This is a genomic window from Myxococcales bacterium, assembly GCA_016706225.1.
Classification (GTDB): Bacteria; Myxococcota_A; Polyangia; order Polyangiales; family Polyangiaceae; genus JADJKB01.
In genome coordinates, this window is the sequence record JADJKB010000022.1 from 443,596 (window position 1) to 458,798 (window position 15,203).

Genomic DNA, 15,203 nt, shown 5'->3' on the forward strand with positions numbered 1-15,203 from the left:
GAGCGCCAGCCGCTCACGCTCGAACTGGAGACCCTTGCTCGAATGGTCGGAGTCCGGCGCCGAAGTACGGACAGAAAAGACCTGGCAGGTCGGCCTCACTTCGGGATCGGTGGCACGTACACGCTGTTGATCGGCACGATGTTCTCACCAGCGGGATAGGCGTAGCTGACGTCGCAAGAGTTGTCCGGCTCGCTGGTGTTGCACGCGTCGCTCTTGCCCGGTCGTGTCTCGGGGGAGCCCCAACCCCAGACCGACAGCCCGAAGCTCTCGTTGGAGGTCATCTCGTGGCGCCCGTTGTTGCACTTGCCTTGGGCTTCGAAGTTGTGGCGAGAGAGATCGACGCGTGTGTACTCGTAGGTCTGCCCCGCGCCGAGCGCCTGCCAGCCGCTCAGCACCCCCGCGCAGTCGAGCTCGACCGCCGCGAACCCGGTCTTTCCCTTGCGGCGCACCACGACCAGATTCGTCTCGGGATAGGTCGGATCCGTGAAGAAGACGTAGCGCGACAGGTACTGCAGCCCGGGAACGACGCGCAGAAACTCTGGATCACCGTAACCGGCAGGCCCGCCTTGATTGGCGATGTGACCCGAGCCACTCATGTAGGTGAAGACCATGAAGGGGTGCTCGGCGTCCTGACTCTTGACCACGAAGGGTTGATCCGACTCCAGCTCGACGGCGCTGCCGAGGCTGAGCACGGTGGGCGCGTTGGCGATCGGTGGGTCGAACGAAAGTTGGGTGCCGTCCACCGCGCCGACCAGCCGATGTTTGCGGTTCTCGGCGTAGCCCGGCACGCGATCGCGGTAGCTGACCACTGCATACTCGCTGCCGAGAGCGCGAACCGGCGGGATCTGTTGCTCCGCGTGATCGCTCCAGTCGACGAAGTTGGGGATGCGGAGACCCATGTGACCGGCAAAGAGTCCGATGGGTTTGTCAGCCTCGATGGGGCTGCCCGTGAAGTCCTCGCTCTGGATCAGCTCGATGGTGTCGCCCGCGTCGAGTTTGTAGCTGGCGACGGTGTTGGCGGCGACACCGGGCACGTCGATGCCGTCCTTGATCGCGAACTTCGGCAGCATCTTGACCGTCGTACCGTTGGTGGTGGCCACGATCGCCATCGTCGGTGGGATGGGAGTGCCCTGGAAATCGGCGGCGCCCAGGGCCTCGACCGCGATGTAGTTCGTGTCCCACGCGCTCGTGGGCAAGAGCAGCGTCGCGCCGGTGCCCGCGGCGTACGCGGCTTGATACGGCAGCATCTGGTAGGCGACGACGGGGCGATCGGTCGTGACGTGAAATGCCTTGCCGCGTCCGGAGCTGATGTTCAGGCCAAAGTGCACGTGTGCGTCCAGGCCAATGGCGGCGGGCACCGGACACTTCGCGGCCGGCAGCCAGTTGCCGTGCGGTACGGGGTCGTTGGCCAGGAACAGGATCGCAACCTCGCCGGGCGGAATGCCCACAGCCGGATCGTAGGGGGCGTAGCTGATGCCAAGGCCCGAGCCCTTGGGGATCTTTGCGTGCACGGCCATCGGAATCGGCGTCGTGCCCCAGGTGGTCTGCACGTGGACCGGCTCCTTGAACGTGTTGGCGATGAACACCACGAAACACCCACCGAAGCCCGAACCGTAGGCAGCAAGAGTGACGGCGTAGTAGTCGCAGCCCACCGTGGAGCGATTGACGGTGGCCGCGTCACAGGGCGCCATGCAGGTACCGGCGCCGCACAACAACGAGCCAGAGCAGACCTCCTTCACACTCCCGTCGCAGTTCAGCACGCGAGTGAAATCATCCGAGCAAGGTTTGCAGCCGGGCCCGACTCCACCGCCGCCATCGATCACGATTGACCCGCCGGTGCCGCCACCCCCGGGGTTTCCACCGGCGTCACCGCTCTCGCTGCCGCGCGCCACGACGTCGGTGCTCGTACACGATCCCGAACCGACGGCGGCTACCCAGGCGATGAGCGCGCCCGACAAGAGTGCACCGCGGCTCCGGCGACCTCGCGCGGAAGGTCCGGCGCCTGGCTCCCTCCTCCCATCGGTCACCGCCTGATGGTGCCACGGATGGCGGCTACGAGGGTTGGGCGCACCCGCGTCCGGAAAATCCACGCGAGCGTCCGGATGCCGGCCACAAATATCAGGTTTTTCTCGGGCATTTTCCTTGAGGCGCGCGGGCACGCGGATTGCTGAAGGAAGCTCATGCGCATCTCCAAGGCTGCTCTGGTTTGTGCCCTGTCCGTCGTCGCGACCGCCTGCGCGGTCGAGTCCGAGGCTCCCCCCGTCATCGGCGACGTGGGCGACAACTCGGGCCAAGAGCTCAAGGTTGGTTGCACCCTGGCGCGCAGCGACATCCTCGCGAGTGTGCAGGGCGGGCGCCGAACGGCGATCGAGCGTGGTTTTGCCTGGTACGACGCGCAGATCCCGTACAGCCAGAGCAAACAGTACGACGGGTATCGAACGGACTGCTCCGGCTTCGTGTCCATGTGCTGGGAGCTCGGCAACTCGTACACCACCGCCAACTTCGTCGAGGACACCGGCAATTGGTCGAGCCTCGGCTCCTTTGACGAGCTCACGCCCGCCGACGCGATGGTCTACCGCAGCGGCGGCTCCGGCCACATCATGATGTTCGTCGGCTGGAACGACGCGGCGAGGACCGAAGCCTGTGTGCTCGAACAGGCGAGCACCGCGGACGACATGCAGTTCCGTGCACGCACGACCGATTCGCTTCAGGCCGGCGGTTATCATGCCATCCGCGCGACGAAGCTCGGTTCGGGTCCGGCCGGCAAGACGGACAGCGCGCAGTGTTACTGCGACGCGCAGTGTTCGTCCTACGGGGACTGCTGCTCGAGCTGCGCCGGAGGGAGCGGCGGGAGCAGCGGCAGCGGCGGCGGCGCGGGCAGCGCGGGCAGCGCGGGTGCCGGCAGCGGCGGCGCGGGCGGCAACAGCGGCGGCAGCGCGGGCAGCGCAGGCAGCGCGGGCAGCGGCGGCAGCGCGGGCGGCGGCCAATGTTACTGCGACGCGCAGTGCGGTTACTTCGGCGACTGCTGCACCGACTGCGGCGGCAGTGGTGGCAGCGGCGCGGGTGGCAGCGGCGCAGGCGGTAGCGGCGCGGGCGGCGCGGGCGGTAGCGGCGGCGGCCAGTGTTACTGCGACGCGCAGTGTTTCTTCTACGGCGACTGCTGCACGGATTGTTCGTAGGCGGGAGAGCCACCCGTCAGCGCCGCGCACACGCCCGAAGGCGGGTCTCGAGCGCCGAACAGGTTGAACGTCGTTTGTTTTCAGCGACTTGCAATGTGTTCGGCGCTCGCGCGCGGAGCGCGCACGGCCGAAGGCCGGGGGTTTGGGGCGCAGCCCCAACGTAAGTGTCCTAGAACACGAGCAGCGCAAGCTGATCGGTGTTCTAGGATGATCCCCACTTGCGCTTTGGGGTCCGAGCAGCCAACTTCCCCTGCCCATGGCCAAGGGCGGCTCGGACAAAAAGGATCTCGGCGGCGACCGCTTGGTCAGCAAGAACCGCCGCGCGTCCTTCGACTACGAGATCGCCGACACCATGGAGGCGGGCATCGTGCTGATCGGCAGCGAGGTCCGCTCCCTGCGCATGCAGGGTTGTGACCTGGTCGATGCCTGGGTGGACGTGCAGCAGCGCGACGCCTGGGTCAAGGGCATGAGGGTGCCCATCTTGGCGCACGCGGCCTTCGGTCACGAAGAGAAGCGCAGCCGCAAGCTGCTCTTGCACCGCGAACAAATCGAACGGCTGCGGAGCGCGAGCGAGCGTGATGGCATGACGCTGATCGTCACCAAGTGTTACTTCAAGAACAACCACGCCAAAATCGAGGTCGCGCTGGCGCGCGGCAAGAAGAAACACGACAAGCGACAGAGCCTCCGCGAAAAGGATGCAACGCGGGAGGCCGCCGTCGCGATGCGCCGAGGCCGACGGTGATCGTGCTCGAGTGGACAGCGGGCGGCAGCGGGCGAGTGGTAGAGACTGACGGAGACGTGGTGACGCTACTCTCGAGCCGCTCGGCCCCGCCGGGCACTCCCCTCGAAGGCTGCTTCGACGCCACCACCTATCGGGTCAAGGTCCGCAGCTGTCGCCGCACCGACACCGAGCCCGAGCGGCCTTTCCGCATCGACGGGCAGTTCCAGAACCTGTCCCGCGGCCAGCGCGAGCGCATCTTGGCCGCCGGTACCGGCTAGCCCGCGGGAAATCTCGCGCCCGGAGCCCGGCCACTTGAGGTAACGCTGGCTGCATGCCGCGATTTCCCGAAGGCTCCGCCGCCACGCGGTCCCTGTCCGACCGCGTCTACGGCGCGCTGCTCGACGAGGCCAAGCGTCGCCCCCCTCCCGTGCACTTCTTGAACGTCGGCGACACCTATCTCGAACCGCTGCCGGCTGCGCGGGCCGAGGCGCAGCGAGCCGCCGACCACCCCCGCCTGCACAACTACGCAGCCGTGCAAGGCGAGCCTGCGCTGCTCGACGCCATCCTCGAACGCGTGAAGCGCGTGCACGGCGTCGCGCTGGAGCGGCAGAACGTCCAGGTCATGTCGGGTGCTACCGGCGGTTTCACGGTGGTCGCGAACACCACGCTCGACCCCGGTGACGAGGTCATCCTGCTCTCGCCGTACTGGCCACTCATTCGCGGCATCATCGAGTCGCGCTCAGCCAAGGCCGTCGAGCTGCCGTTCTACACGCACCTGGATGACTCCGATTTCGATGCCGAGGCTGCCATCGAGGCGCTCGTGACTCCACGCACCGTCGCGATCTACGTCAACACGCCAAACAACCCCACGGGGCGAGTGCTCTCATCCAACGCGGCAGCTGCAATCGCACGCGTGGTGAACCGCCACGGACTCTGGTTGTTCTCGGACGAAGCCTACGAAGAGCTCTGGTATGGAGCGGAGCGCCCGCCTGCCATCTGGGCGCGCGGAGATCTCCGGGAGCGCAGCATCGCCTGCCACACGCTGTCGAAGAGCCACGCGCTCGCTGGCGCGCGGGTCGGTTACACGCACGGACCCCCGAGCATCATGCCGGCGCTGCGTGGTGTGCAGACGTTCTTGACCTATTGTGCTCCGCGCCCTCTGCAGTTCGCCGGCGCGTGTGCCCTCACCGAGGGTGACGCCTGGGTCGAGCAGACTCGACTTTGCTATGCCACGGCTGGCCGACGAGCAGCGAGCGCGCTCGGACTGCCGGAGCCCGAGGGAGGCACGTTCGTGTTCTTCGACGCCGCGCCGCACTTCCGGCAAGGCGAAGACATCCACGGCTTCCTGCGTCGTTGTCTGGAAGCCGGGGTCATGCTGACTCCGGGCGGCGCGTCGGGACGCGATTACGAGACCTGGGCGCGCCTGTGTTTCACCGCAGTGCCGCCGGCGGAGCTCGACGACGCGCTCGAGCGCCTGCGCTCCGTCGTGGCCTGACCGCCGCCGGGAACGTGGGTCGTCGCGGGGCGAGGCAAGGCGCTCCGCCTGGGCACGCGGATATCGCGTGCAATTCCTGCCGGCAGCCCGCACCCTTGACGGCAGTGGTCGATGTGCCCGACAGTTCGGCCGCGCGGCCGGACCGCGGGGAGACGAGCAAATGGCGAACCTGAAGGGCCTGGCGTGTGGGGTGGTGGCTGCTGGCGTTGCGGCTGCCTGCAGCGCGAGCAGTGACGGGGGCGACTCGAATCCCGGCGGGGGCGGTGGCCAATCGGGTGCGGCGGGCAGCAGCAGCGGCGGCGGTACGACCGCGGGTGGAGGAACCTCCGGCACTGGCGGCGGACTCAACATCGACTCCGGGCTCGGAGGTGACGGCGGCGCTGGCGGTTTCACTGGCGACGCCTGCGCAACCACTGGAGCCAAGGCCGCCGATCCCACCGTGCTGCCCGCGGACATCATCTGGGCGGTCGATCAGTCCGGCAGCATGAACCAGGAGACAGCCTACGTTCAGGGCAAGATCAACGATTTTGCGAAGGCCATCGGCAACACCAACATCGACTACCACGTGATCATGATTGCGGCGACGACCGGCGGCAACGCGATCTGCGTCCCGACGCCACTGTCCGGCGGCAGTTGCGGGAACGGGCCTCGCTTCCGTCTCGTCGACCAGAAGGTCGACAGCAACGACGCCCTCAACCAGATCATCAACCAGTACTCGAAGTACTCCGACTTCTTGCGGCCGGAGGCCACCAAACACTTCGTCGTCGTCACCGACGACAACGCCACGGACAAACCGATGAACTCCGCGGGCGCGTTCACGACCGCACTCGCCGGGCTGCAACCGACCGGCATGTTCTCGAAGTGGATCTTCCACTCGGTCTATGCCTTCGGTGCCATCCCGTTCGTCGGCTGCGTCGGTGTGTTCGGCACGGGCGCCGCGTTCGGCGCCGTCTACGACGCGCTGATCAAACAGACCGGCGGCGCGCAGGGCGAAATCTGCCTCGGCGACTGGACCCCGGTGTTCAACGCGATCACCGCCGCGGTCGTCGTCAACTCCAAGGTGGCGTGTGAGTATGCGGTGCCCGACCCCGACCCAGGTCAGACGCTCGATCCGAACAAGGTCAACGTGGACTATCTGCCGGGCGGGCAGCCACCGGCCAACTCCATCTTCCGAGTCAACGACCTGGCGGGCTGCTCCTCGGGCGCAAACCAGGGCGGTTGGTATTTCGACAACAACACCAGCCCCAAGAAGATCTTCCTCTGCCCCCAGACCTGCAGCGCGGTGCAGTCGGATACCGCCGCCAAGATCGAAGTGAAGTTCGGCTGCGAGAGTGTCTTCAAGCCGCCGGCCTGAGCTCAGAGGCGACCGAAGGCATCGAGCGTCAGCCCGACGCTCACACCCAGCCACAGCCCGCCGAGGCGCTGGCGTTCGCCGTCCGAGTCGTCGACCTGCACTCGCCGCAGGACCGCACCAAGCTCGGGGCCCAAGCTGAGGCGAGCGTGTGAAGCAATGTGGGGCTCGAACCGCGCGCGGACGGCGGCCCGTGCCGACCAAGTGTCGAGCTGGCCACTCTCACCGTCGACCGCCGCGACGCGGGTGAAATGTACTGCGGCGGCTGCAGCCGTCATCCCGAGTGAGAGGTCCAAACCTCGCCCCAAACCAAACGCATGCTCGGGCGAGATCCCGAACTCGAGCCAGCGCACGCTCGGAGCCCCTGCCAGCGACGGCGCGCCACCGAACAGCCAGCTGGCCCCCACACCGAGCCGGCTGCCGCTGCGAGTGCGCGCCTCGAGCGAGAGACCGGGACCCGCGAGCCAGAGGTCGCCGCCGCCAACCCATGCCACCTGCGCACGCGGCTCGACCAGGACAGCAGGCCAGCGCAGGAGCTCGGCAATGCGCTCGCGCTCCAGCTCGCGCGCCGCCTGCTCGGCCTCGAACGCCCGCGCCTCGCTCAGACGCCGTTGTTTCAGGTCGCGAACCAGGGCCGCCGCCGCCAGCGCCAGGCGGCGGGCCAAGAGCTCCTTCACGTCCCGCGAGTTGAGGCGGCGCGCCCCATAAAATCCGCCCTTGTCCCAGAGCTCGATGCGCAGCGAGTCTGACGACGTCGCCAGCACGCGAAAGTACACCGTGGGCCGCTTGTCGTTCTCGTCGCCCAAGCGCGGGGGAACCTCGGCATCGGACAGCTCGATCTCAACCAGCCGCCGCGTCAAGCGCGAGTCGAGATACCGCTCCGCCTTGGCGCTGATCTCGACGATGACGCGCGGTCTGACCTGCGCGAACGCCGGCCCGGCGAGGACCAGCAAGAAGACCGCGAGCGCGAGGCTACTTGCTCGGCTTGGGAGCTGGCTTCTTCGACTTGGAGGCCGAGTCGTCGTCGACTTCGTCGAAGGGTGTGTCGTCTTCACCGACCGCGGCGTCCGCGGCGAGTGTGCCTGCATCCTCACCGGCGAGCTTGCTGACGCGCGCGCGGATCTCGCCGAGGCGGCGGCCGGTGGGAAAATCCTTCGCATATTGGTCAGCGAGCTGCTTGGCCAACTCGACTTCGCCCTGAGCGATGGCCGCGTCGACCTGTCGCGCCAGGGCATCTTCTGCGAAATCGCCCTTGGGAGACAAGGTTCGATACGCGGCGTACGCCTTGGCGGCCCCGGCACGATCGCCCGTCTTTTCCAGCATGTCGCCCAGGGTGTACGCGGCAAGTGCGGCGCGAGGATCCCCGGAATGCCGCTCGACGACGGACCGGAGTGCCTTGATTGCCGCCCCGCGCTGCCCATTCGCCCGTGCGATGTCCACCAGGCTCATCAGCTGCGCCGCGCTCGAAGCCTTGCCCAAGACCGCATCAAAACCACCCTGACGCTCGACTGACTGCCAGGCCGCAGCGTAGTCATCGCGGTCGGCGAGGACCTGCCACTCCGGCGCGGCCATGATCGGCGGCAAGACCAAGGTCGGCGGCGGAACGTCGCCGGACACCGGGGTCGATTGCTCGGCGCCGAGCAAGAGACCGGGCGGCGACGCCGACTTCTTCTCTTTTTGCTGCGGCTCGTCGATCTTCTCCAGCTCGACGGAGGGGGGCGCTTGACCGGGTCGATAGCTCTCGTCACCGACCGAGGCCGGCTCCGCCGACAGCGGCATGGCCACGGGTTGGGGTCGGAACCACCGCGCACCGACCATCACACCGGAGCCGAAGATGATCACGACGGCGGCCGGAGCCCAGAGCCAGACCTGCCGCGGACGCGGTCGCGAAGCACCCAGGTCACCCTCGATGCGCTGCCACACACGGTCGAGACGATCATCCGTGCCGTGATCACGCAGCGCGGAGGCGGGGACTTCGGGGAGATTCTTGTTGTTGGTCGTCATGTCGATTCCTCCGCGTACGGAGGGACAAAGTGTTCGGTCAGGAAAGCCTGAGTACGCGAGATGCGCCGTTTCACTGTAGCGAGCGAACACCCGCAGAGGTCGGCGACGACCTCCAAGCGATGGTGTTCGATGTAACGCAGGGTCCAAGCGATGCGCTCGTCCGCCGGGACGGTGCGCAAGAGGGCGTAGATCTGCGCGAGCTGAGCGCGCACCTCGGGGCTTGCGTCGGGAGCCGCCACCGAGTCGAGATCCACCGGCTCGACGGACACGAGCCCGAGCGAGGTGAGGAGGCGGCGGCGGCGCATGCGCGTTCGAACGAACCGGACGACGATCGAACCAAGCCACGAACGAAAGAGTGCGGGCTCCCGTAGCTCGCTCAGGCGCAGGTGCGCGCGGATGAAGGCGTCATGCACCACGTCTTCCACGTCGCCCGCGTTTCCCTGGATGCGCACCGCCACGTTCAGCGCGAACGTCGCGTGTCGGCGGTAGAGCGCCTCGAACGCGCTCACGTGACCGTCGCGCGCCAGGGCCACCAACGATGCGTCATCGAGCTGACTAGTCGGCTCGGATTCGCGGCGCGGTTTTTTCCCGCCGACCTCGGTCCCTCCGACCAGGCGGAGGCGCGCGTTCTGTTGCGGGCTGTGCGCCATCGTCCAAGGATCTCCGTACGGATCATGACGCAGCGGAAGGGTTTTTCGGCTCAAAGATGGAAGCTCACCCCTGGAAAGTGCAGGCGCCAGGGCCGGTAACCCTGGAAGATCACGACAATCTGGTGCGTGCGTTCAGTGCGGCGGGCGCTTTTTGCTTGAGCCGTCCCACCAACTTCGTGCATCTGTCTCATCGGTCGGCGCCAAACACGGCGCTCTCGGACCGTGTAGGAGGACCCCAAAATGAAGATTCGCAATGCACTCGTTCTCGCCTCGATCGCCGCTATCGCTTCTCTCTCCGTCGCCTGCGGCGGCGGCGAGATGCCGGAAGCCAAGGCCCCCGACGCCCCGGCGACTCCCGAAGCCAAGGCCCCGGAGACCCCCGAGGCCCCCGAGACTCCCGAAGCCCCGGCTGGCGGCGAGGAGAAGAAGGACGACGCAGCGGAGAAGTGAGCCGCGTGGGGTGAGCGCAGCCTAGCTGCATCACCTCAATTTGCGTTTGAAAGGGACGGCCTCGGTCGTCCCTTTTTTTTTCGGGTAGCTCCGTGCTCAACCGCCGCGGGAAGGCCCGAGGTCGACGACCAAACGAGTGCGCCCGACGAGTAGCTCGTCACCGTGCTCGATCTCTTGCTGTCCGCGGATGCGCACGAACACGCCGGTCCGCGAGCTGAGATCGGTGAGATACACGCTGCCGGCCTGTTCTTCGATCAGACAGTGCTGCGGCCCAACCAACGGGTCGTCGGGGAAGACGAGATCCCCGATCGCCGAACCGATCTGGAGGGTGTTGCCCCGCGACACGATGCACGCACCCACGACGCCGCCGTTGAAGATCTGCAGGACCCGGAAGGACGAGGGCCACTTCGGCGAGGAGTAGAAGTAGGTGGGAGCAGGGTCCGGTCCGTCGTCTGCGACCGGGTTCTTCTCGATCCGCAGTAGCTGGTCACCCACCACGAACTCGTCCCCGAACTCGAGCTCGATGGGCGTGCGGATGCGCAGGAAGACTCCGTTGCCCCGCCCCAGATCCTGAAGCCACAGGCGCTGCTCCTTGAAGATGAGCATTGCCTCCCGCGGGTGGCAGAACACCTCGCCGGCAAGGGCGATCTCGCCGTCGCGACCGATCAGTGCCTCGCTGCCGAACGGCTCGAAGCGCTCCGGACCTCCCCACAGGCTGCGCAGCACGTGCAGGCGGAAATATTGCCGCGAAGCGGGTGGCGCCGTCGGACGCGGCGCCGAAGGACGCGCGGACGGCTGGGTCGGGGGCGGCGGCTCGATCGGTGCGGCAGAAGCTGTCGCAGCGGACTTCGCCTCCCGCACCGCGACCTGCCCTGCCTCCGCCCGAGCCTCCTTCTTGCTCGCCAGCTTCTTGACGTTCTCGACGTTCGGCGGCTCGGCGAGCAGCGTCATGCCGCCGATCTCGTGGCCGGCGAGGATCGCGGCGAAGCGCCCCTCACGCAGCATCAGCACCATCTCCAGGTGCTGCCCTTTCATCAACTGCTTGACGAAATCCGCGACGTCAGCCCGAGCGACGTGCTCAGTGTAGTCGCGCTTGTGGCTCTTGATGACGCGTCCGCCGTCGGCGAACAAGTGCGTGATGATGTGTGGAGCATCCAGGCCGGAGTCCTCGGTCTGAACGTGAAACTGCTGCTCTTGAAACTTGATGTTGTTGTTGAACCCCATCTGAGCGCGACGAAAGCTCGGGCGTCGTGCCTCGGCGTCCAGCTTCGCGACCTGCTCGGGTTCGTAGTGCGCAATGGCAGCGTCCAGATCGGAGTGGTCGCCCGGGACCCCTTCCATCCGCTCGAAGGCTTGCTGCGCCACCCGTGCGCTCGGGTCCACGCGCAGCGCCTCGGCCAGCAGCTGTTGCCCCTCGCTGTCGTTGGGACCGGCGGCGGCCCAGGCCGCGAGCAACGAGACGGCCTCGTCGGGTCGACCCTTGTCGACGAGCCATTTGGCCACACGCGAGGCTGCCGCGCGGGTCTCCACCACGTTGCTCATTTCAACCAATAATCGTTACGAGACTAGTGCAAAGGCAAGGGCTTTCCCTCGATACCCCAAGAGAACGAAGCTCCCCCGAAACGGACCGCCCGATCGCCAGGCTCGGGCTCCGAAATCAGCAGGAAACCTCCCGGCAGGTGGCTGAACGGGAGGAAACGAGCCGCAACACGCCGGCGCACCACCGAGCCGTCGCCGAGCACCTCGACGCTGCGGCCCTCCGCTGGAAACGGGGTCCTGACAAGAACCTTGGGGCCGAGCTTCAGGCTGCCGGCCGCATCGACAGCGACCATGAAGCGCTTCTCGCCGCCGCCACCCCCCCCCGCGGTCGCACTCTGATTGACCTGAGCCATGCGGGTGAAGAGCAACCGATACGTGTAATCACTGACCCAGGTCGGCTCGCAGTAACCCATGAAATCGCGCACCGTGCCGCCGGGATCAACCAAGGTCTGGCTCTCGAAATCGTAACCCCATGCGCCAATGCGACCGTCGGCGTGTGGGAAATTCGGATCCACGTTGTCGATGAATCCGAGCGGCGCACAGGGCGCGTGAAGCAACCCGTGGGTGTGGCCGAGCTCGTGGGCGCAGGTCTCGACCGACGCATCACCTGGGAAGCCGAGGCCGACAGCCCCGCGGGCGAAGTCGTCGCCAGCCGATGGCGGAGGCGAGGACAGCCCGCGCACACAAACCGCAGCGCCGGCCGCGCAGTAGGCGGCAAAGTCGTCGGCCGGGTTCACCAGTCCGAAATAATACTCGTTGGCGAGGGCGGTTCCCTCGTTCAGGTCTTGGTTGCGGCGGGACAGGACCAACTGCAAGGCCTCTCCCCATCCGTTGCCGTCTGCGGTCACCGCGCTGCCGTGTGTGACGGGTTCGCGCAGTCTGATGTCGACGCTGGAGGCGGGATAGAGGGCCTGGAGCCGCCGCTGATAGCTGGCCACCTGGTCGGCGCTCAGCTCCGGCAAGCGATTGGAGCCGTCCGCGGAGTAACGGATGGGCATGAGCACCACATGCAGCGCGGAACTGGAGCTCTTGATGTCGAGCGCAGCCTGCCCGGCACTCGGATAACGCGCACCAGCCGAGGGCGCCCCGCGGGACTTGCCGTCACTCTCCCGCAGGGAAACGGCGAAGGTCGTATCCGCCTCGAGCTGCGACCCGTCGAGCTCGAAGTTGAGGCTGCTCGAGAGGTCCGCGTCGGTCGAAGGCCCCTGGAGGAACAAGCGCGTTTCGATGGCCGGGCCGTCGCCGAGCTCGAGCCGCGCCACCACCTCGCGAGGCTCCCAGCTCGCCTCCGGCTCGACCGCCAACCGCAGCAGCGCACGCCGTCCGCCGACGATCGGGATGGCGCTGGCGACAGCCTCGCCCGCAACCATCAGGGGGATCTGTACGGATTGATTGAGTGAGACCCCGCCCAGGTGCAGGCCGGAAACGAGCGGCGCAGCGGCGTCCTGGTCGGTGCTCTCGGAGGAACACGCGACGAGCAACAGGCAGAGCACGAGCCGACGCATGACGGACCCCGACGCGAGCTTCGCGTCTACCACCCGAACCGAGCCTCAGCAATCAGTGCAGCCTCGGTCTGTCAGAGCTCGCCGTGGGCGCGCCGGGCGCGCTCAATTCGGCTGCGGGGGAGGAGGACCGCCGCCGCCCGATCCTCCCGACCCGCAGTCCCACGGGCAGGTCTGCCACTCGTTGCCTTCGCACTTGCCGTTGCCGCAGACCCCACTCACACCGCAGTCGTAGGGGCAGGTGTAGGGGCTCTCGCCCGGCCCACACATGCCGTCGCCGCAGTAGCCACCGTAGCCGCAGTCGTACGGGCAGCTGTACTGGTTCTCGCCGGGCCCACACTTGCCGTCGCCGCAGTAGCCGCCGTAACCGCAGTCGTACGAGCAGTTGTACGGGTTCTCGTTTGGTCCGCACCAACCGTCACCGCAGTAGCTCGGGTAACCGCAGTCATACGAGCAGTTGTACGAGTTCTCGTTCGGTCCGCACCAACCGTCACCGCAGTAGCCGCCGTACCCGCAGTCGTAGGGGCAGCTGTACTGGTTCTCGCCAGGCCCGCACATGCCGTCGCCGCAGTAGCCTCCGTAGCCGCAGTCGCTCGGGCAGTTGTACTGCGTCTCCCCCGGCTCACACACGTAGTTGCCGCAGTAACCTCCGTAGCCGCAGTCGTAGGGGCACGTGTACTGGTTCTCTCCAGGCCCACACCAACCGTCGCCGCAGTAGCTCGGATAACCGCAGTCGCTGGGGCAAGTGTACTCGGTCTCACCTTTTTCACAGATGTAGTTTCCGCAGTAACCGGCGGACCCGCAGTCGTTCGGGCAGGTGTACTGGTCCTCACCCAGGCCGCACAAACCGTCGCCGCAGTAGCCAGGGCAATCCACGGGGCAGGTCTTCTGCGTCTCACCCGGACCACAGCTCCCATCACCACACTGCTGCGGGCAATCGATGGGGCAGCTCTTGGGACTCTCGCCGAGCCCGCAGATCCCGTCGCCGCATTTGCCGGGGCAGTCCTTGGGACAGGTCCACTGATTCTCGCTGCCCTCGCAGGTCCCGTTGCCGCAGTACACGACCGGCTTGCAGTCACTCGGGCAGGTCTTTTCGTTTTCGCCCGGCTCACACGTGCCGTTGCCGCAGTAGGTCGGCGCTCCACAGTCGCTCGGGCAACTGTACTGGTTCTCGGGCGGAACGCATTTCCCGTCGCCGCAGTAGGTCGGCGCTCCACAGTCGTTCGGGCAGCTGTACTGGTTCTCGGGCGGAACGCATTTCCCGTCGCCGCAGTAGGTCGGCGCTCCACAGTCGTTCGGGCAGCTGTACTGGTTCTCGGGCGGAACGCATTTCCCGTCGCCGCAGTAGCCCGTCGCGCCGCAATCGTAGGGGCAGTTGTACTGGTTCTCGGGCGGAACACACTTCCCATCGCCGCACCAACCGGTGGTCCCGCAGTCCGTCGGGCAGTTGTAGGAGTCCTCCCAGGGCTCACACTGGCCGTTGCCGCAGAAGCCGCAGTCGTTGGGACAGCTGTAGGCATCCTCGCCGTACTCACACAGCCCGTTGCCGCAGTACGAACCGCCACAGTCTTGCGGGCAGGAGTAGCCGTCTTCGCCCGGACCGCACCAGCTGTCTCCGCAGTAGCCGCCGCCGCAGTCTTGCGGGCAGTTGTTCGGGTTGTCCGGGTAGACGCAGATGCCATCGCCGCAGTACCCGCCGCAGTCCTGCGGGCAGTTCTCGGGGCCTTCCATCGGATCACACACGCCATCGCCGCAGTAGTTGGCGCAGTCGTTCGGGCAGCTCTCGACGGTCTCGCCCGCCTCACATTGTCCGTTACCGCACAGCGTTGGGCAGTCCTTCAGGCAGACGCCGTTCTCTCCGGGCTCACACACGCCGTTGCCACAGCCCGCGGTGCAATCGTTCGGGCACGACGCGGGACTCTCGCTGGCGCCGCAGATCCCGTCGCCGCAATACCCGCCGCAGTCCGCGGGGCAGGTGGCCGAGCTCTCCGCCGGGTCGCAGACCCCGTTGCCGCACGACGGCCCCGTTCCGCCGGTACCGCCCGTCCCGCTGCCGTCCACGTCCGAGCGGCTACAGCCGGAGAGTCCCCAAACCAGCGCCACCGCCAGCGCGGCGCGCGAAACCCAAGAGGTCACCTTTGCCATGGCATCGGTGTTCTTCAGCAAGAGCCAGGCCAGAGCTAGAATCAAGCGGTCATCGCTCCCTCGGACGGGATTATCGGATGATCCCGAGGACGTGTGCCAAGAACCCCGGTCAGTTATTTGTGGCACAACCGGCGGGCGGAGCGGCTCGGGTGTTCAGGGCAGTGCCA

At 67.0% G+C, this 15,203-nt stretch carries 13 protein-coding genes; 6 read left to right on the top strand and 7 right to left on the bottom strand.

Going from position 1 to position 15,203, the window contains the following annotated elements:
* Positions 1-95: 95 nt before the first annotated feature.
* Entirely contained in the window at positions 96-1,958 is a 1,863-nt protein-coding gene (locus tag IPI67_33020) for an IgGFc-binding protein (protein MBK7585000.1), read from the bottom strand.
* Between the two features lie 222 nt (positions 1,959-2,180).
* Here IPI67_33020 and IPI67_33025 point away from each other — a divergent pair, with 222 nt between their 5' ends.
* The 5 genes from IPI67_33025 (at position 2,181) to IPI67_33045 (ending at position 6,749) form a co-directional block, all read left to right on the top strand.
* On the top strand, positions 2,181-3,179 hold the full coding sequence (locus IPI67_33025) for a hypothetical protein (protein ID MBK7585001.1): 999 nt from the start codon (positions 2,181-2,183) through the stop codon (positions 3,177-3,179).
* A gap of 256 nt (positions 3,180-3,435) precedes the next feature.
* On the top strand, positions 3,436-3,921 hold the full coding sequence (gene smpB, locus IPI67_33030) for an SsrA-binding protein SmpB (GenBank protein MBK7585002.1): 486 nt from the start codon (positions 3,436-3,438) through the stop codon (positions 3,919-3,921).
* Positions 3,918-4,178 (top strand): hypothetical protein, encoded by a 261-nt coding sequence (locus IPI67_33035; GenBank protein MBK7585003.1) that lies wholly within the window; start codon positions 3,918-3,920, stop codon positions 4,176-4,178. The genes smpB and IPI67_33035 overlap by 4 nt, the downstream gene beginning before the upstream one ends.
* A gap of 53 nt (positions 4,179-4,231) precedes the next feature.
* Positions 4,232-5,395, top strand: a complete 1,164-nt coding sequence (locus tag IPI67_33040; protein MBK7585004.1) for a pyridoxal phosphate-dependent aminotransferase — start codon at positions 4,232-4,234, stop codon at positions 5,393-5,395.
* Positions 5,396-5,555: 160 nt separating this feature from the next.
* Positions 5,556-6,749, top strand: a complete 1,194-nt coding sequence (locus IPI67_33045) for a VWA domain-containing protein (GenBank protein ID MBK7585005.1) — start codon at positions 5,556-5,558, stop codon at positions 6,747-6,749.
* A 2-nt stretch (positions 6,750-6,751) separates the two neighbouring features.
* On the opposite strand, the gene IPI67_33050 is transcribed toward IPI67_33045, so the two are convergent.
* Genes IPI67_33050 through IPI67_33060 form a run of 3 tightly spaced genes read right to left on the bottom strand, consistent with a single transcriptional unit; the run spans position 6,752 to position 9,400 of the window.
* Positions 6,752-7,699 (bottom strand): hypothetical protein, encoded by a 948-nt coding sequence (locus IPI67_33050; protein ID MBK7585006.1) that lies wholly within the window; start codon positions 7,697-7,699, stop codon positions 6,752-6,754.
* 19 nt (positions 7,700-7,718) lie between these two features.
* Positions 7,719-8,750, bottom strand: a complete 1,032-nt coding sequence (locus IPI67_33055; protein MBK7585007.1) for a tetratricopeptide repeat protein — start codon at positions 8,748-8,750, stop codon at positions 7,719-7,721.
* Positions 8,747-9,400, bottom strand: coding sequence for a sigma-70 family RNA polymerase sigma factor (locus tag IPI67_33060; protein ID MBK7585008.1), 654 nt, complete (start codon positions 9,398-9,400; stop codon positions 8,747-8,749). The genes IPI67_33055 and IPI67_33060 overlap by 4 nt, the downstream gene beginning before the upstream one ends.
* A gap of 240 nt (positions 9,401-9,640) precedes the next feature.
* On the opposite strand from IPI67_33060, the gene IPI67_33065 reads away from it, so the two are divergent.
* A complete protein-coding gene (locus IPI67_33065; protein MBK7585009.1) occupies positions 9,641-9,850 on the top strand; it encodes a hypothetical protein in 210 nt (69 codons plus the stop codon).
* Positions 9,851-9,946: 96 nt separating this feature from the next.
* Here the strand turns inward: IPI67_33065 and IPI67_33070 are convergent, their stop codons facing one another.
* The 3 genes from IPI67_33070 to IPI67_33080 all read right to left on the bottom strand — a co-directional run bounded on the left by IPI67_33070 (position 9,947) and on the right by IPI67_33080 (position 15,081).
* Positions 9,947-11,392: an FHA domain-containing protein gene (locus tag IPI67_33070; protein ID MBK7585010.1), complete on the bottom strand. Its 1,446-nt coding sequence runs from the start codon at positions 11,390-11,392 to the stop codon at positions 9,947-9,949.
* 23 nt (positions 11,393-11,415) lie between these two features.
* On the bottom strand, positions 11,416-12,927 hold the full coding sequence (locus IPI67_33075; GenBank protein MBK7585011.1) for a hypothetical protein: 1,512 nt from the start codon (positions 12,925-12,927) through the stop codon (positions 11,416-11,418).
* 69 nt (positions 12,928-12,996) lie between these two features.
* Positions 12,997-15,081 carry a hypothetical protein gene (locus IPI67_33080; protein ID MBK7585012.1) on the bottom strand — a complete coding sequence of 695 codons (2,085 nt, stop codon included), beginning with the start codon at positions 15,079-15,081 and terminating at the stop codon, positions 12,997-12,999.
* Positions 15,082-15,203 lie beyond the last annotated feature (122 nt).

What these genes read in the sequence shown, in the direction of transcription:
- IPI67_33065 (MBK7585009.1), top strand. Translation starts at nt 9,641, where the DNA reads ATGAAGATTCGCAATGCACTCGTTCTCGCCTCGATCGCCGCTATCGCT.
- IPI67_33060 (MBK7585008.1), bottom strand. Translation starts at nt 9,400, where the DNA reads ATGGCGCACAGCCCGCAACAGAACGCGCGCCTCCGCCTGGTCGGAGGG.
- IPI67_33070 (MBK7585010.1), bottom strand. Translation starts at nt 11,392, where the DNA reads ATGAGCAACGTGGTGGAGACCCGCGCGGCAGCCTCGCGTGTGGCCAAA.
- IPI67_33040 (MBK7585004.1), top strand. Translation starts at nt 4,232, where the DNA reads ATGCCGCGATTTCCCGAAGGCTCCGCCGCCACGCGGTCCCTGTCCGAC.
- smpB (MBK7585002.1), top strand. Translation starts at nt 3,436, where the DNA reads ATGGCCAAGGGCGGCTCGGACAAAAAGGATCTCGGCGGCGACCGCTTG.
- IPI67_33025 (MBK7585001.1), top strand. Translation starts at nt 2,181, where the DNA reads ATGCGCATCTCCAAGGCTGCTCTGGTTTGTGCCCTGTCCGTCGTCGCG.
- IPI67_33045 (MBK7585005.1), top strand. Translation starts at nt 5,556, where the DNA reads ATGGCGAACCTGAAGGGCCTGGCGTGTGGGGTGGTGGCTGCTGGCGTT.
- IPI67_33055 (MBK7585007.1), bottom strand. Translation starts at nt 8,750, where the DNA reads ATGACGACCAACAACAAGAATCTCCCCGAAGTCCCCGCCTCCGCGCTG.